Here is an 18,942-nt window from a genome sequence, read left to right on the forward strand (position 1 = left end):
TTCTCAAGCCTCAGGCACTCAGGGTGGCGCCGCCGTCGACGACCAGATCCTGCAGCGTGATGTGGCTGGCCAGATCCGAGGCCAGAAAGAGGACGGTATGGGCGATCTCCGCCGGGGTGGCTACCTTGCGCAAGGGGATGCCGAGCTTGAACTGCTCCGGCAACCCGGCGATGGTGCGGGCCATGGCCTCCTCGCTTGGCAGCATGCCGCGCAGCATGGGGGTATCCGTCGAGCCCGGCGACACCAGGTTGGCGCGCACGCCGAAGGGGGCCAGCTCCAGCCCCACCGTCTGGGTCAGGCTGGTGACCGCCGCCTTGGAGGCGCAATAGGCTGCCATCTGCATGCGCGGCACATGGGCGGCGTTGGAGCCGATGGTAATGATGGCGCCGCGCTGCTGCTCCTTGAAGTGGGGCACCAGGGCCCGCAGCAGATAGAAGACGCCGCTGGCGTTGACCGTCATGCAGTCGTGCCAGTCGTCATCGCTTAAGGTGTCGGTGGAGCCGAGGCGCAGTACCCCGGCCCCGTTCACCAGCACATCGAGCCCGCCGTCCGCCAGCAGCGCTGCGCAGCAGGCGTTGACCGCCTTCGAGTCGCCAATATCGAGCAGCCGGGTGGCATAGGGGTAATCGGCTTCGGGAAACGCCAGATCCAGCCCCACCACGATTGCTCCAGCCGCCACGAACTGCGTCGCCACCTCGCGGCCGATGCCGCGCCCGGCTCCGGTCACCCAGACCCGCTTGCCAGTGAAATCAAACGCCATTTTTTGCTGATCCTTCGTCATCTTGCTCATCACCACACCATCTCCACGCTCTCTTCGTCCTCGGCAAGCAGGCCGTCGAGGAAACGGCAGAAGTCATCCAGGCGCGGGTGATCGAACACGTCGGAAACCTTCACCTGCACCCCGAACTCGGCGCCGAGCCGGTTGACGATCTGGATGGTCTGCAGGGACTGGCCCCCCAGTTCGAAGAAGTTGTCGGCGGGCGCCATGGTGGCCAGCCCCAGGATCTGCTGCCAGATGGCGCCGACCCGGTTCTCGGTCTCGCTGCCCAGGGTCAGGGCTTCGCCGCCCGCCTGGTAGGCAGCCAGCAGGGTCTTGCGATCCAGCTTGTTGGAGCCGGTGCGGGGCAGCTGGTCATAGTGGCGATAGTCGGTGGGGATCATGGCGGCGGGCAGCACCCTGGCCAGCTGCGCCTTGATGACCCGGCTGTCGCGCTCCGATCCCGCCACGAAGGCCACCAGCCGGCGCACGCTGCCGATGCTCACCCCCTGCACGCACGCCTCGTCTACCCCGGGCAGGGCCAGCAGCTGGGCCTCCACTTCGCCGGGCTGGATGCGATAGCCGCTTATCTTGAATTCGTTGTCGCGCCGACCGAGGTAGACCAGCCGGCCGTCTACCAGCCGCACCCGATCGCCGGTGCGATAGACGGGCATCTGCTCCGCGCCAACCCGCAAGGTATCGAAGCTCCCTTGCACGCCCCCCACATAGCCGTTGGCCAGCTGCGGGCCGAGCAGCACCAGCTCACCTTCGCTGGCGGGTTGCTCCCCTGCCCCGAGGATGAGCGCCTGCATGCCGGGCAGCGGCAGGCCGATGGGCAACTGGGCCTGGCTCGGGTCTTCCTGCTGCAACTCCTGGGTGGTCACCACCACGGTCGTCTCGGTGGGGCCGTAGGTGTTGAACAGGCGCACATCGGAGCGGCCCTGGCGCTGCCACTGGGCCAGCTGCTCGGGGTAGACCGCCTCGCCGCCGATGATGACGGTGGCCAGATTGGCAGGAATGTGGGCCTGACCCGCCGTCAGCGCCACCACCCACTCGTTCCAGAACGCGGTGGGCAGGTCGAGGTGGGTGATCCCCTGCGCTTCTACCCCAGCCGCAAAGGCGGGCATGGATTCGAGCAGGGCGTCGGTGCGCAGCACCAGGGTGGCACCGGCGCTCAAGGTGGCGAACACCTCCTCGATGCTGGCGTCGAAGTTGAAGGGGGCGAATTGCAGCATCCGCGCCTCTTCATCCAGGTGATAACGGCAGCGGGCGGCGGCAGCGAAGTGATCCAGCGCGCCGTGGCTCACCGCCACCCCCTTGGGCAGGCCGGTCGAGCCCGAGGTGAACATCAGGTAGGCGACGGCGCGGCCGGCGGCCGGCTGGTTGAGCCGATCGCCGCTCACCAGATCCCCCACCAGGAGCGTACGTCCCTCAAACAGGCTGGCCAGCTTGTGACGGTACTCGGCCTGGGTGATCAGGGTCTTGACCTCCCCCAACCGCAGAATATGGCCCTGACGCTCCAGCGGCTGCTCGGGATCGAGGGGCACGTAGACGGCGCCCGCCAGCAGCACCGCCAGCTGGGCGAAGATGGCCTGGGGGGTGCGGGCCAGCATGACCCCCACCTTGTCGCCGGGGGCGACGCCTGCAGCCTGCAGGGCGGCCGCCATCTGTTCGCAGCGGGCCAGCAGCGCCTCGTAGCTGAAGCGGGCCTCTCCCTGCGCCGTGCTCTGAATCAAGGCAATCTTGTCCGGGGTCTGGGCGGCGAAGTGGCAGAGCGCGTCCAGCACGGGCCGTGCCTTGATCACTTCATGGGCGGGGCCGGCGATCAGGGCGCTGGCTCGCTGCTCCGCCAGCCAGTCGGCCTTGAGCGCCCCCAGGGTCTGGGCAGGCTCGGCCAGCCAGCGGCCCAGCAGGGCAAACAGGGTATCGGCGATGGCCGCCAGATCTTCCTGCTGGTAGCAGCCGGGGTTGGCGTCCAGATCCAGTCTGGGCTGGCCATCGACGCCGACCTGCACCTCGATGGTGAGATCCTCCACCGGGCCGGCGCTGATGTTGAGAATATGGGCAGATAGCGGCCCGAAGCGGCGAGCGTGATCGAACGGCATGATATTGACCAGGGGGCCGAACAGGCGTTTGTCGCCCCCTACCAGGCCAAGGTCGCGGCGCAGCAGCTCGTAGCGGTAGTGCTGGTGTTTGCGCACCCCGCGCTTGGCCTTGGCCACGGCGCCGGCGGCTCCCGCCAGATCCAGCCCCTCTTCGAGTTCCAGAGCAAGGGGGGTAATGTTCATCTGCATGCAGGGCACGGTCAGCGATGCCGAGCCGATGCGGTTCATCATCATCAGGCCGAGCAGGGTCTGGCGTTGGCCGCTCGACAGCGACAGCTGGGCCGACAAGCCGGCCAGCAGCAGATCGGGCCAGCCCAGCTTGTGCTCGTCGGCAAAGCCGGTCAGGGATTGCCACAGCGCCGCCGGCAGCGGGCGGCTCTCGCGGATAAATTCGGCCGCTATGGGGGCTCGGGATTCGCTGAAGGATCGCACCTCGGGCCATTCCTTCAACTGCTCCTGCCAGAAGGCGCGAGCGGCGGCGTTCTTGCCGCTTAGCTCGCGGCTCGCCTCTTCCGCCAGCACCTCAGCCAGAGAGCCGAAGGGGGATGGGGAGTGCATCTCACCAGCCAGCCCCTCTGCATAGAGCTCGGCGATGCGCTGGAACAGCAAGGTGGTGCCAAAGCCGTCGAGGGCGATGTGGTGCACGCAGCTGTAGAGGTAATCGCGGCCGGGGCCGCGCAGCAGGGCGAAGCGGCAGGGCGCTTCCTGGGTCAGCTCGAACGGGCGGCGCAGATCGGCCCAGGCCCAGGCGCGGGCCAGCGTCTCGTCATCGCGCTCGAGGGAGACCTCTTCATAGGCCAGGGGCAGCTCGGCCGGGACGAAGCAGACCGCCTCCTTATCGTCTTCGAAGTGGCCCTTGAGTGCCTCGCACTCCCCCACCGCTTTGGTAAGGGCTGCGACCAGTACGGCCGCCTCGACCTTGCCGTCGAAGGCGATGCACTCGGCGGTGTTGAACATCGCCTTGTCGTCGTTGAGCAGATGTCCGGACCAGAGCCCCTGTTGGGGGATGGTCAAGGGGAAGCGGTTCATGGGGTCACCTCCAGCGCCTGGGCTGCCAGCTTGGCCTCGATGAGGCGCCACCAGCCGTTGAGGGTCGGCAGCTTGGCGAGATCCACGAAGCCGAGCTCCACCCCGGCGGCGCGCCACTCGGTGAGCAGGGCCATGATCCGTACCGAATCCAGACCGTAGTCGATGAGGTTCTCGTCAGGATCAAACTCCCCTTCGTCCTCGTCGATATGACTCAGCAGCCGCGCCTTGAGCCCCTCATAGGTCAGCAACGGATTGGTCAGCAATGGATTGCTCTGGGCAGCAGAAGCGGACGCCGGGGCGAGCGCCAGCACCTCCTCGCAGCGGATCACCTTGCCGCAGCGGGTCGCCACGTAGTCGAGCGCCATCTGGTGGTCGGCCAGGGAGAAGTCCGCCACCCCGTCCGCCAGGAAGAAGGGCTGGATGTCGCGCATGAAGGCGTCGCAGGCGGTCATCATGCAGCCGATATGGCCGTAGATGCCGCCGATGATCAGCTGATCCCGTCCCAGCGCTTTGAGCATCTGCTCGAGCTCGGAGCGCTGGAAGGCGCTGTAGCGCCACTTGACCAGCACGGTGTCGTCCCGCTCCGGGCGCAGCGCTGCCACCACCTGCTGCTGCTCGGGCCGCTTGTTGAGACCTGGGCCCCACATGTCGTTGAGCAGGGCGCGATCTTCAGGGGATTGATCCTTGGGCTGGGCGGTGTAGAAGACCGGGATGCCGAGGGCCTTGCACTGCTTGCGCACGGCGGCCAGGCGCTCGGTGAGGGCCGCGATCAGCGGGCTGTTTTCGCCATAGAAGGCGGTGAAGTACTCCTGCATGTCGTGGATCAGCAGGGCGGCGCGTTTGGGTTCCAGAGACCAGTTGACCTTGTTGGCCTTCCACTGGCTGGGCATGGCGTAATTGTTCAGGGTTGGGATAGCCATAACGTCATGATTCCTTTTTAGTTTTATGCTGTTGTCAGGGACTGGTTGGCGGCGATGGCGTGCGCAATGCGCGCCCGCAGCCCCTGCTTGTCAATCTTGCCCACCGCCGTCATGGGCAGGGCGTCCAGGGTTTCGAAACGGTCGGGCAGCTTGAAGTCCGCCACCCCGCGCTCACGCAGAAACTTGCGCAAGGCCAGCGGCTTGAGCCCCGGCTCGGTGGTGACGATAAAGGCGCAGCTCTTCTCCCCCATGGCGCTGTCGGGCATGGAGACCAGGGCCACATGGGTGATGGCCGGGTGGTGCAGCAGCTGGTTTTCCACCTCTTCCGCCGCGATCTTCTCGCCGCCCCGGTTGATCTGATCCTTTTGCCGCCCCACTACTGTGAGGTAGCCATCGGCATCCTGTACCACCAGATCGCCGGAGCAGTAGAAACCCTCGGCATCGAACACCCGGGCGTTGTGGGCCGGGCTCTGGTAGTAACCGCGGAAGGTATAGGGGCCACGGGTGTGCAGGGCGCCAGGCTCGCCGGGGGCAACCGGATTGCCCGCCTCATCGAGGATGCGCACCTCGTCGTCCGGGCTCATGGGGCGGCCCTGGGTATGGATCACCTTCTCGTCGGGGTCGTCCAGCCGGGTGTAGTTGACCAGCCCCTCCGCCATGCCGAACACCTGCTGCAGCCGGCAACCGAGCAGCGGCCCAATCTTGCTGGCCACCGCCTCCCCCAACTTGGCGCCGCCCACTTGCAGCAAGTCGAGGCTCGCCAGTTGGGTGCGCGCTGTGGGATCCGCTTCCGCGGCCTGCAGCCAGAGCGAGACCGCCGGCGGCACCAGCGAGGTGAGATTGACCCGATGGCGGGCAATCAGCGGGAAACAGCTGATGGGGCTGGGATCGGGTGCGAGCACCACGGTGCCGCCCGCCTCGAATACACCGAGCGCCCCGGGGGAGCTCAGGGGGAAGTTGTGGGGCGCCGGCAGGGCGCACAGATAGCGGGTATGGGGGCCGAGGCCGCAAACTTCGTTGCTGCGGCGCACGCTGTACAGGTAATCGTCGTGGGTGCGGGGGATGAGCTTGGGGGTGCCGGTGCTGCCACCGGAGAGCTGGAAGAAGGCCACCTCGTCCGCCGGGGTCGGGCCATATTTCACTGGCTCACTCTCATCCCCCTTCGTCAACCAGTGGGTCAGCCCCAGCTCCCCTGCGTCGCCATCCAGCAGCACCAACTCGGCGCCGATGCTTGTCAGCAGCTCGCTCTCGCGACCCTTGCTCGCAAACAGCGGATGGGCCAGCGAGCCGACAAAGAGGCGCGGTGTGATCTGCTCGGCGTAAGAGGCCAGCTCCAGCCGGTTGTGGCTAAAGAGCGCATTGACCGGCGCAATGCCTGCCTTGAGCAGGGCGAAGAACACCAGATAGAACTCGGCCACGTTGGGGAGCTGCACCAGCGCGGTGTCCCCCGCCCCCAGGCCATGACGGGCCAGATTCGCGGCCAGCCGGCTCGAGGCGGCGTCCAGCTCGCCATAGCTGAAGCGGCGCTCACCGCAGAGGATGGCCTCGGCCTCGGGGGCCAGCTCGCACTGACGCGCCAGCATGGCGGTCAGCGGCTCGCCGCGCCAATACCCCTTGGCACGGTACTGCCGGGCCAATGCGTCGGGCCAGCGGGTGTAGGGCAGGAAGCGGTTGGACTGGGTCATTGCGCTACCTCCGGACTCAGGTCCAGGGCTTTCAGATTTGGCTGCTCACTCGGCCAGCCCAGATATTGAAGCTGCGTCATTGCGCCACCTCCAAATCCAGGCCCAGGGCCTTGAGCATGGTCCCCAGCTTGGTGCCGGTCTCGGCCCACTCCATGGCGGGATCCGAGCCCGCGACGATGCCGGCGCCGGCAAACAGCTCCACCTGATGGCCATCGAGCACGCCACAGCGGATCACTACGGCCCACTCGCCGTTGCCCTGGCTGTCGCACCAGCCGACGATGCCGCTGAACAGGGCGCGCCGGAAGGGCTCCTGCTCGCGGATAAACTGGCGGGCGAGTTCGGTGGGATAGCCGCACAGGGCCGGGGTGGGATGCAGCTGGCAGGCCAAGGAGAGCACCGATGCCTCGCCGCCGTGCAGTCGGCCGGCGATGGGGGTACCCAGATGCCAGAGGGTATCCGTGCTCATCAGGGAGGGGCTGGACGGGATCGCCAGCTCGCGGCAGTGAGGGGTCAGCACCCGGCGGATCTCGTCGATCACCAACTTGTGCTCATGCTGATCCTTGCGAGAGGCCAGCAGATCCCGAGCCACCATTTCGTCTTGCGCCGGCTCGCTCGCCCGTCTGGCGGAACCCGCCAGCGGGTGGGTGAACACCTCTCCCCCGCTGACCCGCAGCAGCAGCTCCGGGCTGGCACCGAGCAGGCGGCGGCCCTGGCCAAGCGGCAGGGAGAAGTGGAAGGCGTGTGGGTTCTGGGCCATCAGACGGGTCATCACCCGCTTCGGATCGGCGGGCTGGTGCAGGGTGAGTGTCAGCTTGCGCGACAACACCACCTTGGATAGCCGGCCTTGTGCAAACGCATCCAGCGCCGCACTGACCGAGGCCTGGAATTCGCTGGCCGGCGGGGTGCTCTGCACCGAGATGACCCGGTTGGCCTCGACGGCCTGCTCGGCCGCTGTCACCGATGACGGCTCTGTCGGGACCAGTTTATCGCCCCGCTTATAGCTGCCGGGCACATAGAGGCAGGAGGCCTCCGCCGGATCGAACGCAAAGGCACCGATCAGCAGAGGGTTGCTCTGGCCGGCGGCGCTGGCCGCGGCCAGCGCGTCGGCAATCTGTTGTTCCAGCAAGGGCCATTCACAGGCGGGGGTGGTGATAGGCAGGCCCAGGTCAGTGGCACTGATCGTGCCCTGCCCCGAGGTAAACAAGAAATCGGGCGGTGACGCAGCCTGGGCAGGCGCGCTATTTTCCATCACAAGAGTATCCACGTTACACCCTCAAATATGATTCAAAATGATAATGATTATCAATTTGTATTTGTGCGGCGGTAAAATACTCGCTTTGAAATCCCCCGGTCAATGGGATTTTTGTGCCGATAAAACTGGAACTTATCTGTGGATATTGCCCGTCGTGGCCCGCCGTGCAGGGCCGACCCCTCTTGCCCGTATGAGCACCGCTGCCAACACCCCATATGAGGCTGCGACAAAAACCGCGGACTCACCGCCCGCGCTGGCAGCGAGCGCCATTTACCCCTAAGATGGCGCCATCTTCATGACCATTGTTTCAACCCACGGGATCCTCGATGTTAAAGCACCTGCTTCTGCTCCCCCTCAGCCTGCTGCTGGCGGCCTGTTCACTCACCCAGTACAACGTCAGCGAAGGGGAGATCAACCAGTACCTCAAAGAGAGGGTCGCCTTCGAAAAACAGCTGGGGATCCCCGGCATCATGTCTAGCAAGATCCGCCTCGATGAGATGCAGAGCCGCATCGGTCGCCGCCAGGCTGACCGGATCGAGCTGGATGCCGCCGGCGACCTGCAGGTGATGAGCCCGCTCGGCAGCCAGCAGATGAAGATCCGCTTCTCCCTGAGCGCCCGCCCCGACTACGTGGCCGAGCAGGGGGCCATCTATCTGCGCGATCTCGAGCTGCTCTCGGTCAAGACAGAGCCGGCCGACGTGGGCACCGCCCTCACCCCGCTGCTGCCCACCTTCAACCAGTCCCTCTCCCTCTTCCTCTCCCAGACCCCTGTCTACCGGCTCGATGGCAGCCGCCAGAACGAGGCGCGGATCAAGGAGAAAGTCGAAGCACTCAAGGTGGAGCCCGGCCGGCTGGTGATCCCCTTCAAGCTGCTCTGACCCCCAACCGCGCCCCTCTTCTCTTCAACCCCAGGGGCGCGGTTTTTTCTTCTCAAGCTCCTCCCTTTGCCTCATAATGCACACCATTCTCATTTAGATTCATGAGAAGCGTCATAATAAAATCAAACATATGGTGAGAAGGGACATGAGAAAAACCGTACTGGTCCAGGCGATCGCCTGCGCCCTCCTGAGCGGCGCCGCACACGCCGCCGTCAAGGTAGAAGACAAGACATTCAACACCGCTGCCAACATGCTGGCCTACACCGAATTCGAGCTCTCCGGCGAGCCGCTGGCCGAAGCCCTCGGTCTGGATCTGGATGTGCTGGACGCCAACCGCGCCGACGAGCCTACTCCGTTCGACTTCGCCGCCGGCATTGAATCCTACGAATACTCCGAAGAGGCGATGTACGCCCTCAACTATCAATCCGGCATGGGCCCACACCTGGTGAACGGGCCGCAAAACCTGGCCCGTGGCGGCACCATGGCCACCCTCGGCCAGCGGGTACTGGCCATGGCCGACGCGGTCGGCTTCCCGGCCGATGAAGTGCCGCAGGGCATGTATCCCCTCTCCCTGCCCTACGCCTCTGCCAATCCGGAGTTCGCCCAGGCCGTCAACGCCACCCCGGTCAACGGTGACCAGATCACCATCAAGACCGCCAAGGGCAACGAGAAGAGCGTCAAGACCCAGGTGCCGGCCTACTTCCGCGACTACGCCACCCTGCGCTGGAGCGGCAGTGACAACCTGCTGGTACCGGCGGCCGTGGGCGGCATCCTGCTCAAAGAGGTGATGTGGTCCCAGGACTTCCTCGGCGGCATGCACGTGGCCGAGACAGATGAAGAGGTGGAAGCCGCGTCCGCCACCATGGATCAGGACGGCAAGCACAAGCTGGGGGTCTCTGCCGCCGACGGCTTCAACGGCATGATGCTGACCGAGCAGTCCATCGACAAGCTGGCCATCCTGCAGGGTCAGCTCGGCTTTGACGGCAAGCAGCTGGGCGCCAGGATCACTCCGCAATACGATCCGGCCAAGGGCATCGTCTACTTCCCCCATCAGGTGAAAGTGACCGAGACGGCCAAGAACGACGTCGGCGCCATCGGCAAGCTCGAGGTGGTTGATGGCTCCGCTCAGCTGCGCGACGCCTGGATGATGCTGTGGCCGCTCTCCGAGTTCTACGCCTTCAGCGATCAGCGCAGCGCCAACACCAACCAGAACCCGGCCTTCCACGCCGTGTTTGACGGTGCCCCGTTCGCCGCCGCACCGGCCGCCAACAAGGGCAGCGATGCCGCCAAGCTGGTAGCGGGTGACGATGCCTTCTCCCTGGCGCTGAACCTCTCCGGCATGGTGTTCAAGAACCTCAATGCCCTCCACTTCGAGCCCAAGGCCGGCACCCTGGTAGACAGCTGGCAGGCCGGCAAACAGGCCAAGCACGTCACCACCTTTGACACCGCCTACAGCCTGGTCGCCCTGCAGATCTTCCAGCGCGCCCAGGATGCACTGCCGGTCGGCTACGCCGCCGGTGACAATGGCGAGCTGAATCTGAAAACCGCCCAGGGCCAGCAGGCACTGGTGCTCATTCGCCAGCAGGCCGACTTCATCCTGGCCAATCTCAAGGGCAAAAATGGGCTGGTGCACGATGGGATCACCCTGGGTGGCAAGCTCGATGCCGGTCAGTCCATCGACGCACAGTTTGCCGCCATCCGCGGCCTGACCGCCGCCTTCCTGGCCACCTCGGATGCCAAGTACCGCACTGCGGCGCGCGAACTGTTCATCGCCGCCGACAAGGCCTACTTCAACCAGAAGGCCGGTACCTGGCTCGCTGGCAAACAGGGTAAATACACCCCTTGGACCCAGGCCGCCATCTCCGGCGCCCTGCGCTCTGCCATGCTGAACCTGCGCAACGAAGGCAGCGAGAAGGCCCCGGCGCTGGAGCTGGCCCAGCTGACCCAGCGCTACGTGAGCTGGTTCCGCGGCACCGTCAACGGTGGCATGCAGATGGCCGAGTGGATCGGCGACTCCGGCGAGAACGTCATCGAAGGGGCCGGTGGTGACACCGACGAAGATGGCGTCCCGCAAGTGACTGCCGCCGGTGGCAAGCACGGCACCGCCATGGTGATGGCCGCCAAGGCGCTGATCACCGAGAAATAATCAGCCACCGGCTGAACAGCAAAAGGGAGCCATACCGGCTCCCTTTTTAGTTGTGGCGTCTGGCGTTGGCGGTGACATCACCCCAGCTTGGCCAGCATCTCCTTGGTCACCAGCACTATGCCCTGCTCGGAGCGGTAGAAGCGGCGGCTGTCCTCGTCCGCGTTCTCCCCCACCACCAGGCCATCGGGCAGCTTGCAGCCCTTGTCCACCACCACCCGCCGCAAGCGGCAGCCGGAGCCTATCTCGACCCCGGGGAAGATCACCGCCTGATCCAGGGTGCAGAAGGAGTGCACCCGCACATGGGTGAACAGCACCGAGTTGAGCACGAAGGAGCCGCTGACAATCGACCCCCCCGCAAACATGGAGTTGATGGTCATGCCGTGCTGGCCGTTGCGGTCCTGCACGAACTTGGCCGGCGGCGTCATGGTCTGGCTGGTCCAGATGGGCCAGTTTTCGTCATAGATGTCCAGCTCGGGCACCACGGAGGCGAGATCCATGTTGGCCTCCCAGAACGAATCCAGGGTACCCACGTCGCGCCAGTAGGGTTTCAGCCCCTCCTTGGCCCCCACGCAGGACATGGTGAACGGGTGGGCAAAAGCCTTGCCCTCCCCCACGATGCGCGGGATCACGTCCATGCCGAAGTCATGCTTGGACTCCTGGTTGTGGATGTCCTCCTCCAGCAGCTGATAGAGGTACTCCGCCTCGAAGATGTAGATGCCCATGGAGGCCAGGGAGACGTGCTCGTTACCCGGCATGGCGGGCGGATTGGCCGGCTTCTCCACGAAGGCGCGGATCTTGCGCTGCTCGTCGATGTCCATCACCCCGAAGGCGGAAGCCTCCGCCCGCGGCACCTCGATACAGGCCACCGTCACCTTGGCGCCGAGGCGCACGTGATCGAGCAGCATGGCGGCATAGTCCATCTTGTAGATGTGATCCCCCGCCAGCACCACTATGTATTTGGGGCCGTAGTCACGGATGATGTCGACGTTCTGGTAGATGGCGTCGGCGGTGCCGCGATACCAGTGCACCTCGTCCACCCGCTGCTGGGCGGGCAGCAGGTCGATGAACTCGTTCATCTGGTAGCGCAGGAAAGACCAGCCCGATTGCAGGTGACGCAGCAGGCTGTGGGACTTGTACTGGGTCACCACCCCCACCCGGCGAATGCCTGAGTTGATGCAGTTGGAGAGCACGAAATCGATGATGCGGAACTTGCCGCCAAAATGGACGGCAGGCTTGGCGCGGTTGTCGGTCAACTGCTTCAGGCGACTGCCCCGTCCACCCGCGAGCACCAAGGCCATACTCTGGTTCAATAGTTGCCGTGCTTTGGCAGTATTTACGGGTTCTAACAACATAATTACCTCTGCCTTGTTTTGATCCATTCTCGATTCATCTTCGCCTGTTTCCGGCGTCATGAAAGTGGTTTCACTCACATTTAACTGATTTCAATTGGCCCTTTTCCAGGAGTTGAGCGGGATCGCATGCTTTGCGATGCGAGCTTGGTTAGAATTTCAGCATCAACGACATCATCAAGGATGACACCATGTTGAACAAGCTCGGGAGCAACCAGCTGATGGTGATGGCTCTCATCTGTGCTCCCCTGCTGATGCTGCAGGGGCTCTGGCTCGCCTTCGCGAGCACGCCGCTCACCCTGCTGCTCATCCTCGCCACCAGCCTGCTCGGCTTTGGCCTGCTGATCCGGCTGGTGATGAGGCTGCAACAGGCGGATCGGGAGAGACAGGAGCAGGTGTGGTGCCGGGCGCTGCAACTGCGCGACCCCACCTGCCTGGAGAGCCCGACAGCCCAGGCGGCCCTGCAGCAGCTGCTCGCCCACTTCAACGAAGCCGAGCTCGATGCCCACCGCCAGATAAATGAACTGCACAATCAGGCGACCCAGGACGAGCTGACCCAGCTGCAAAACCGCCACGCCTTTCGGCGCGACATGACCGAGCTGTTGCAGCGGGATCAGGATACCCAGACCGCCACCCTGGTGCTGGTCCGCGCCACCGAGCTTGGCAAGCTCAACGCACAGCGCGGCTTTCAGTCGGGGGATGCCTACATCAAAGATATTGCCAATCTCATCAACAAGGTGGTGAGCCGCTTTCCCGGCCATCAGGTCTACCGCATCTCGGGGGCCGACTTCGCGGTGCTGGTACGGCCGGAGGCCAACATACCGCCCCCCCTGCTCGGGCGGGATCTGAAGATCGCCTTCGACCACTATCAACAGCAGCACGAGCTGGAGAGCGCCGCCTACTCCGGGCTGACCCGGCTCAGCAGCGGCCAGAAGATAGAGGCCATTCTGGCCCGGGCGGATCTGGCGCTGGCCCGTGCCCAGACCGAGACGGTCAATGGCTGGGCCATCCAGCAGGATGACAACGTGGTGGAGCTGCAGGGGCAGCATCACTGGAAGCTGGTGCTGACCGAGCTGCTGGAGCAGGAGCGGATCGACTTTACCTATCAGCCGATCCAGCCCATGCACCGCAGCATGCTGGCCTACAACGAGATCTACACCCGTTTCAGCGGTGCCGACGGTACCGTGCTGCCCACCGACACCCTGTTTGCCATGGCCCAGCGGCTGGACATGGTGATGCGGCTGGAACAGATGCTGGTGATCCACGTCATGCGCCAGTACCGGGCCTTTGGCTCGAATCAGAGTCGCTGGGGCATCAACCTCTCCAGCAATCTGCTGCAAAACAGCGCCTTTCTGATCTGGCTGGACCGACAGCTGCTCAACGATCCCAACACCAGCGCCAACCTGGTGTTTGAGCTGGATGAGGAGCACCTGGAGCGCAACCTGACCGGGGCCAAGCGGGTGTTCGAGCTGCTCAGACGCAACGGCAGCCGCTCCGCCATCTGCAACTTCGGCAAGGGGATCGGCTCGTTCAATCTGTTTCGCGAGCTCAAGCCCGACTACATCAAGCTGGATCCCGCCCTCATCACCGGGCTGGAGCAGGATCTCACCAATCAGCAGTTCGTGCGGATGATCGTCGACGTGTCACACCGGATGGGGTGCCAGGTGATTGCGGAAGGGGTCGAGCAACTGGGCCAGAAGCAGCTGCTGCAGGGCATGTATGTGGACGGCTTGCAGGGCTATCTCATCGCCAGGCCCCAGCCGCTTCGGCCGGACATCAGCCAGCTCGGGCTCTTTACTGAGGATGCTTCAACTTCAACAGAGTCAGAATGATGTCGTTGAGCTGGCGATAGCGCTCCAGCTCCTTCTGATCGTAGCGGGTCGCCAGGGCGGTGGGATTGTGGCGATTCTTGAGGTAACGGTTGATCTGAAGCCGGTTGAAGCCCGCCACCTGATAGACCTGCCCCAGCAGGGCATTGAGCTCCTCGTGTTCAAGACCGGCCTTGGCGAGGTAATCCTCCTGGGCCGGGCTCTCCAGCTGGCAGCTCTGCTTGGCGATGCGGCCGGTCTCCTGCAGATAGCTGAGCCACTGCTCCAGATAGAGCGGCTTGCAGCCCGCCAGCAGATTGAAGAAGCCCACCGCATCGCAGCGGCAGTCGGTCAGCAGCAGTACCGCCAGTCGATCGTCATCACAGTGAAAGGTGACGGGGCCGCTCTGTCCCCAGTCCAGCGCCTGGACCCGGATCTCGGCCCGCTCCCCCGCAGCGCCGGTGACGTCGAATACAAACATGGCTCCTCCCGCTCGGCAAAAGGTTGATGATGGACCATCCCTTTGGCGGGTGCAAAGGCAAATCGCCTTTTCATTCAGTATTCTGCAAGCCGGCCATAAAAAAACCGACATCCTCGCAGATATCGGTTCTCGTCACGCGGGCCAAGGCCCGGTTCAATGCAGTCTGGTTCAGGCGTCCAGTTCCACCAGCGCCTTGGCCAGCTCGATGGGTTCGAGCTCCTGCCCTTCCAGATCGGCGTTCCAGTTCGGGCCGACCAGCACGTCGTCTTCGTCCAGATCGTTGATCCAGATGTCGAGGAACTCTTCCAGCTCGATCACTTCCGGCTCGTAGTCGGCCCACTCGTCCACGCAGTGCAGACGGGCGTCCTCTTCGGCGGACCAGAGCGGCATCACGTCCGCATCTTCGAACTCGGCAGAGCGGCAGACCACCCAGTCTTCACCGTAGCGCAGACCCCACACCTGACCCGACTCGCGGACTTCTTCGATGAACAGTTGGAAATTGGCGTCAAGATTGTCAGTTAACTTACTCATGGGGCTCTCTCTTTAATCGGGTGCTGCGGCCACGGCAGTGCCGAGTGGCAATGCGGTGGCCAAATGGTGTCGCAAAAGCGACATGGACTCAAGCATCTTGGGGGTTATCACACAAAAAACTGCCCGATGGCGGGTTTTACCTGACAAAACGCCTCCCGAAGGAGGCGTTTTCAGCGCAGAGGACGGGATCAACGCTCCCAGTACACCTCTTCCAGGCTGTCTTCCTTCTCCGGCAGACCGCGCGACAGGCGCGGGCTGCTCTGGGCCAGCACCTCGTAGCTCACCCGGTTGGCGTACTTGCACACCTGGGAGAGGGAGGAGTAGGTGAGGAACTCGGCCACATGCTTGGCGGAGTTGGGCACGGCACTGCGGTGATAGGCGTTGGCCACCATGTCGTGCAGCACGGCGGAGAGCGCCCCGTCCCCTGCCCCGTTGGTGTTCTTGATCTTCTCCGGCCCGCCCATGTAGGGGGAGATGTGGGAGTAGATGCGCTTGGGCACGCGGCAGCCGCTGCGGGTCATCGGGCGGCTGAACTCGTACATGTTGAACTCGGGGATGACGCCGGGCAGCAGCGGCAGGGTGGTTTCGCGCTTGAAGTCATCTTCGGTGTAGGCGGCCATGTAGAGCCCCACCGGACCTGCGGTGCAGAGCACCATGTCGGCCCAGTCCAGCGCCTTGTCGGCGGCGGCCAGGGGATCGGAGAAACCGGTCAGGGCCTCGCCCTCTTCCTCGTTCATGGCGAGCACGGTGACGTTCTCGCTGATGAAATCGCGCCACCACTGGGGGTCGGACTCGATGACGAAGCGAGTACCCAGGGTCAGCACCACAGGCACGCCGGCCTCGCGGGCATAGCGCACCGCGGCCATGGCCGCGTCCTTCATCGGAGTGCCATCTTCACCGCGCACCAGATAGGCGGTGATGACCAGGGCGGAGGACTCCTTGATGATCTCCTCGGGAATGTGGGCCACATCCAGATGGTCCATCTTGCCGGCGTTGATGCCAAAGCTGCGTTCGCCCCCTTCGGTGATGAAGGTGAAGCAGCGGCCGACCGGGCCGTCTACCGGTTGCAGGTAGTCGAGGTTGACCCGCGACGAGGTGTTGCACAGATAGCGGTAGGCGTAGCTGCCGATGCGGATGTCCTGGCTCATGACGCCGAGCAGGATGGAGTGGGAGTCCGCCAGTACCGAATAGTTGTGCATGGTATTGCCGATGGTGCCACCGGCAAATTCACTCACCACCATGTTGTTGCTCTTGAGCTCGTCGTAGATCTGCTCCGCTACCTCGTCGGAGATGAGCATGGAGTGGCCGCGGCTCAGGCCGTAACGCTCGAGAAACGCCAGGTCAACGTGCGCTTCGATGTCGACCAGCGTCTGGTCAATCCCGACCACATAGGCCTTGCCCCGCTCCGAGAGCTCCGCACTCTGGGAGATGAGGGGATCACGACGATCCACTGGAAAGTAGTGTTTGGACTTGCGCTGACCGGGAAATTTCATGGCAATGTTCTTGTGCTCTGGGGGAAAGAGGGGCGGGATTTTAACACAATCCGCCGCGCCGAAAAGTCGCCTGATTAAAATATGAAGTCAGTATAGACAAGGGTTGCAGAGGAAAACGTTTACCAAAACCCATCAAAAAACCACCTCGCGAGGAGGTGGTTTTGGGGGCGGAGAAGACTCAGCCGGCGGCGAGCCCGCTGGCCAGCGCCAGCACCGAGAAGAGCCCGAGCGAGAGCCAGAAGAAGAGGGTGCCGAAGAGGCGCGGCATGTTCGGCGCCTTGGGGATCTGGATGCCGATGGCGTGCAGGATGCGCCCCACCAGCAACAGCACGCCGCCAAGGTGCAGCCAGAAGGCACCGACTCCCGCCAGCTCGCACAGCGCCATCAGCAGCAGGGTGAGCGGCACGTACTCGGCGAAGTTGCCATGGGCCCGGATGGCGGCGCGCATCTCCGGCGCCTCCCCTTCCCCTATCATCACCTTGAACTGGGCGCGGCGCTTGACCACCCAGAAGGAGAGCAGCAGAAACAGCAGCCCCAAGAGGCCGGCGTAAATCAGGGTGATATGCATCATGATGACGCTCCTTCTCCTTGGATAACGAACAAAACACGGCCCGCTCCGGGGTACGGCACGGGCGGCGTGTCGATCAGGCCAGCTCGCGGCAGATCAGCGACACCATCATGCGAATGTGGGCCTGATCGCTGTTGAGGGCCGGAATGTATTCAAACTGCTCGCCCCCGGCGGCCATGAAGATCTCCCGGTTCTGCACCTGGATCTCCTCCAGGGTCTCGAGGCAGTCGGCGGCAAAGGCGGGGCAGATCACATCAAGCCGCTTGATCCCGGTGGCCGGCAGGCCGCCGATGGTCACGTCGGTGTAGGGCTTGAGCCACTCCTCCTTGCCAAAACGGGACTGGAAGCTGGCGGTCCACTGGCTGGCCTCCAGCCCGAGCGCCTCGGCCAGCAGGGCGGCGGTGCGTCGGCACTGCTGACCATAGGGATCCCCTTCCCGCTCGTAGCGCTCGGGAATGCCGTGAAACGACATCAGCAGGTGCTCGCCCTGGCCGTGCTGCTCCCAATGGCGGCGCACGCTCATGGCCAGCGCCTGGATATATTCGGGGTGAGCATGGTAATCACGAATAAGCCGCACCACCGGCAGGTTGCGCTCTTTTTTCATCGCCCGGCTCCAGCCATCGAACACCGAGGCGGTGGTGCTGACCGAATACTGGGGATAGAGCGGCAACAGGATCACCCGGTTGACCCCCTTGGCCTTGAGCGCCTGCCAGCCCTCCTCCAGCGAAGGGGAGCCGTAGGTCATGGCCAGCTCCACCGGCACCTCGACCCCTTCGCGTCTGAGCTCCTGCTCCAGCGCCGCGCGCTGCTGCTGGCTTATCACCATCAGCGGCGAGCCCTGCTCGGTCCACACCTGCTGATAGAGCTTGGCCACCTTGGGGGAGCGGGTCGGCAGGATGATGAAGTGGAGCAGCGGGCACCAGAGGTAGCGCGGCAGGTCGACAACCCGCTGATCGTGCAGAAACTGGCTGAGAAACGCCTTGACGGCGGCCGTGGTGGGCGCGGCTGGGGTACCCAGATTGACCAGCAAGATCCCGGTTTTCGTGGTCACGTTTGCTTCCTGTCTTTCTGTTGTTATGTCTTATATGCAAGAAAGGGCCCTGTCGGGCCCTTGTCTCAATGGCACATTGCCGCTGGCCCCTGGGGGACGATGGCAATGGCGGGCTTAGCCCAGGATGGTCGCCAGCTGCTTGCTGACCAGTTCCACCGGCTGGGTGCCATCAATCTTGACGTAACGGGTGTTGCCCGCTTCCGCTTCCTTGCCGTAGAAGCCGATGAGCGGTGCGGTCTGCTGATGGTACACATCCAGACGCTTGCGCACTGTGGTCTCTTCGTCGTCGGCACGGATCACCAGATCTTCGCCGGTCACGTCGTCCTTGCCTTCCACTTTCGGCGGGTTGAACACCACGTGGTAGGTACGGCCGGAACCGGAGTGAACGCGACGACCGCTCATGCGCTTGACGATCTCTTCGTCCGGCACGTCGAATTCCAGTACGAAATCCACGGCAACACCGGCGTCCTTCATGGCTTGCGCCTGGGGAATGGTGCGCGGGAAACCGTCCAGCAGGAAGCCGTTGGCGCAATCCGGTTGGGCAATACGCTCTTTGACCAGGCCGATGATGATGTCGTCAGAGACGAGCTGACCTGCGTCCATCACGGCTTTGGCCTTGAGGCCCAGCTCGGTGCCCGCCTTGATCGCGGCACGCAGCATGTCGCCGGTGGAGATCTGCGGAATACCGTGTTTTTCCATGATGAACTGAGCCTGAGTACCCTTGCCGGCACCCGGAGCCCCCAACAGAACAATGCGCATACACGCTCCTATTGATTGGTTATTCAATTCTTGAGAAGGCAAAAAACTACACGGTTTCGCTCATTTCCACAAGCTTGGCCCGTGTGAGTGACTTATTTTTCACCATTTTCCCGTCACGGCAATACGACCA

General features: G+C 63.9%; 15 protein-coding genes. 3 read left to right on the forward strand and 12 right to left on the reverse strand.

What is annotated here, in order from left to right; all coding sequences use genetic code 11:
• Positions 1–10: 10 nt before the first annotated feature.
• From amoA to AB5Y95_RS09930, 5 genes are all read right to left on the reverse strand, one after another.
• The gene (gene amoA / locus AB5Y95_RS09910) at positions 11–760 is read right to left on the reverse strand and encodes an amonabactin biosynthesis protein AmoA (RefSeq protein WP_368161054.1); all 750 of its coding nucleotides are present in this window, start codon (positions 758–760) and stop codon (positions 11–13) included.
• A gap of 29 nt (positions 761–789) precedes the next feature.
• Complete coding sequence (amoF, locus tag AB5Y95_RS09915; protein ID WP_368160813.1) at positions 790–3,891, reverse strand: amonabactin biosynthesis non-ribosomal peptide synthetase AmoF; 3,102 nt, start codon at positions 3,889–3,891, stop codon at positions 790–792.
• A complete protein-coding gene (gene amoB / locus AB5Y95_RS09920; RefSeq protein WP_268000903.1) occupies positions 3,888–4,811 on the reverse strand; it encodes an amonabactin biosynthesis bifunctional protein AmoB in 924 nt (307 codons plus the stop codon). The genes amoF and amoB overlap by 4 nt, the downstream gene beginning before the upstream one ends.
• Before the next feature lie 23 nt (positions 4,812–4,834).
• On the reverse strand, positions 4,835–6,496 hold the full coding sequence (amoE, locus tag AB5Y95_RS09925; protein ID WP_368160816.1) for an amonabactin biosynthesis (2,3-dihydroxybenzoyl)adenylate synthase AmoE: 1,662 nt from the start codon (positions 6,494–6,496) through the stop codon (positions 4,835–4,837).
• A gap of 76 nt (positions 6,497–6,572) precedes the next feature.
• Positions 6,573–7,760: an isochorismate synthase MenF gene (locus AB5Y95_RS09930; RefSeq protein ID WP_368160818.1), complete on the reverse strand. Its 1,188-nt coding sequence runs from the start codon at positions 7,758–7,760 to the stop codon at positions 6,573–6,575.
• Positions 7,761–8,074: 314 nt separating this feature from the next.
• On the opposite strand from AB5Y95_RS09930, the gene AB5Y95_RS09935 reads away from it, so the two are divergent.
• Complete coding sequence (locus AB5Y95_RS09935) at positions 8,075–8,626, forward strand: lipoprotein (protein WP_368160819.1); 552 nt, start codon at positions 8,075–8,077, stop codon at positions 8,624–8,626.
• A gap of 145 nt (positions 8,627–8,771) precedes the next feature.
• Entirely contained in the window at positions 8,772–10,772 is a 2,001-nt protein-coding gene (locus AB5Y95_RS09940) for a hypothetical protein (RefSeq protein WP_368160821.1), read from the forward strand.
• A gap of 77 nt (positions 10,773–10,849) precedes the next feature.
• Here the strand turns inward: AB5Y95_RS09940 and glgC are convergent, their stop codons facing one another.
• Positions 10,850–12,124 (reverse strand): glucose-1-phosphate adenylyltransferase, encoded by a 1,275-nt coding sequence (gene glgC / locus AB5Y95_RS09945; protein ID WP_005301813.1) that lies wholly within the window; start codon positions 12,122–12,124, stop codon positions 10,850–10,852.
• A 188-nt stretch (positions 12,125–12,312) separates the two neighbouring features.
• Between glgC and AB5Y95_RS09950 the strand changes: the two genes are divergently transcribed.
• Positions 12,313–13,953 (forward strand): EAL domain-containing protein, encoded by a 1,641-nt coding sequence (locus AB5Y95_RS09950; RefSeq protein WP_368160823.1) that lies wholly within the window; start codon positions 12,313–12,315, stop codon positions 13,951–13,953.
• Here AB5Y95_RS09950 and AB5Y95_RS09955 read toward each other — a convergent pair.
• The 6 genes from AB5Y95_RS09955 to adk form a co-directional block, all read right to left on the reverse strand.
• Positions 13,916–14,410, reverse strand: coding sequence for a hypothetical protein (locus AB5Y95_RS09955; protein WP_010633746.1), 495 nt, complete (start codon positions 14,408–14,410; stop codon positions 13,916–13,918). The two genes, AB5Y95_RS09950 and AB5Y95_RS09955, sit on opposite strands and share 38 nt — an antisense overlap.
• Positions 14,411–14,578: 168 nt before the next feature.
• Positions 14,579–14,941 (reverse strand): DUF2750 domain-containing protein, encoded by a 363-nt coding sequence (locus tag AB5Y95_RS09960; RefSeq protein ID WP_005301823.1) that lies wholly within the window; start codon positions 14,939–14,941, stop codon positions 14,579–14,581.
• 188 nt (positions 14,942–15,129) lie between these two features.
• On the reverse strand, positions 15,130–16,434 hold the full coding sequence (locus AB5Y95_RS09965) for an inosine/guanosine kinase (RefSeq protein WP_005301825.1): 1,305 nt from the start codon (positions 16,432–16,434) through the stop codon (positions 15,130–15,132).
• Positions 16,435–16,612: 178 nt separating this feature from the next.
• The gene (locus AB5Y95_RS09970; RefSeq protein WP_005301828.1) at positions 16,613–17,005 is read right to left on the reverse strand and encodes an MAPEG family protein; all 393 of its coding nucleotides are present in this window, start codon (positions 17,003–17,005) and stop codon (positions 16,613–16,615) included.
• A 73-nt stretch (positions 17,006–17,078) separates the two neighbouring features.
• Positions 17,079–18,053 (reverse strand): ferrochelatase, encoded by a 975-nt coding sequence (hemH, locus tag AB5Y95_RS09975; protein ID WP_005301832.1) that lies wholly within the window; start codon positions 18,051–18,053, stop codon positions 17,079–17,081.
• 114 nt (positions 18,054–18,167) lie between these two features.
• On the reverse strand, positions 18,168–18,812 hold the full coding sequence (gene adk / locus AB5Y95_RS09980; protein ID WP_005301834.1) for an adenylate kinase: 645 nt from the start codon (positions 18,810–18,812) through the stop codon (positions 18,168–18,170).
• Between the last annotated feature and the right edge of the window lie 130 nt (positions 18,813–18,942).

This window comes from Aeromonas sp. R5-3 (assembly GCF_040908225.1).
GTDB lineage: Bacteria > Pseudomonadota > Gammaproteobacteria > Enterobacterales > Aeromonadaceae > Aeromonas > Aeromonas dhakensis.

Excerpts from the sequence above, each read along its gene's own strand:
- AB5Y95_RS09965 (WP_005301825.1), bottom strand. The coding sequence starts at position 16,434 with ATGAAATTTCCCGGTCAGCGCAAGTCCAAACACTACTTTCCAGTGGAT.
- AB5Y95_RS09935 (WP_368160819.1), top strand. The coding sequence starts at position 8,075 with ATGTTAAAGCACCTGCTTCTGCTCCCCCTCAGCCTGCTGCTGGCGGCC.
- glgC (WP_005301813.1), bottom strand. The coding sequence starts at position 12,124 with ATGTTGTTAGAACCCGTAAATACTGCCAAAGCACGGCAACTATTGAAC.
- AB5Y95_RS09955 (WP_010633746.1), bottom strand. The coding sequence starts at position 14,410 with ATGTTTGTATTCGACGTCACCGGCGCTGCGGGGGAGCGGGCCGAGATC.
- AB5Y95_RS09940 (WP_368160821.1), top strand. The coding sequence starts at position 8,772 with ATGAGAAAAACCGTACTGGTCCAGGCGATCGCCTGCGCCCTCCTGAGC.
- amoB (WP_268000903.1), bottom strand. The coding sequence starts at position 4,811 with ATGGCTATCCCAACCCTGAACAATTACGCCATGCCCAGCCAGTGGAAG.
- amoE (WP_368160816.1), bottom strand. The coding sequence starts at position 6,496 with ATGACCCAGTCCAACCGCTTCCTGCCCTACACCCGCTGGCCCGACGCA.
- AB5Y95_RS09960 (WP_005301823.1), bottom strand. The coding sequence starts at position 14,941 with ATGAGTAAGTTAACTGACAATCTTGACGCCAATTTCCAACTGTTCATC.
- AB5Y95_RS09950 (WP_368160823.1), top strand. The coding sequence starts at position 12,313 with ATGTTGAACAAGCTCGGGAGCAACCAGCTGATGGTGATGGCTCTCATC.
- AB5Y95_RS09970 (WP_005301828.1), bottom strand. The coding sequence starts at position 17,005 with ATGATGCATATCACCCTGATTTACGCCGGCCTCTTGGGGCTGCTGTTT.
- amoA (WP_368161054.1), bottom strand. The coding sequence starts at position 760 with ATGGCGTTTGATTTCACTGGCAAGCGGGTCTGGGTGACCGGAGCCGGG.
- adk (WP_005301834.1), bottom strand. The coding sequence starts at position 18,812 with ATGCGCATTGTTCTGTTGGGGGCTCCGGGTGCCGGCAAGGGTACTCAG.
- amoF (WP_368160813.1), bottom strand. The coding sequence starts at position 3,891 with ATGAACCGCTTCCCCTTGACCATCCCCCAACAGGGGCTCTGGTCCGGA.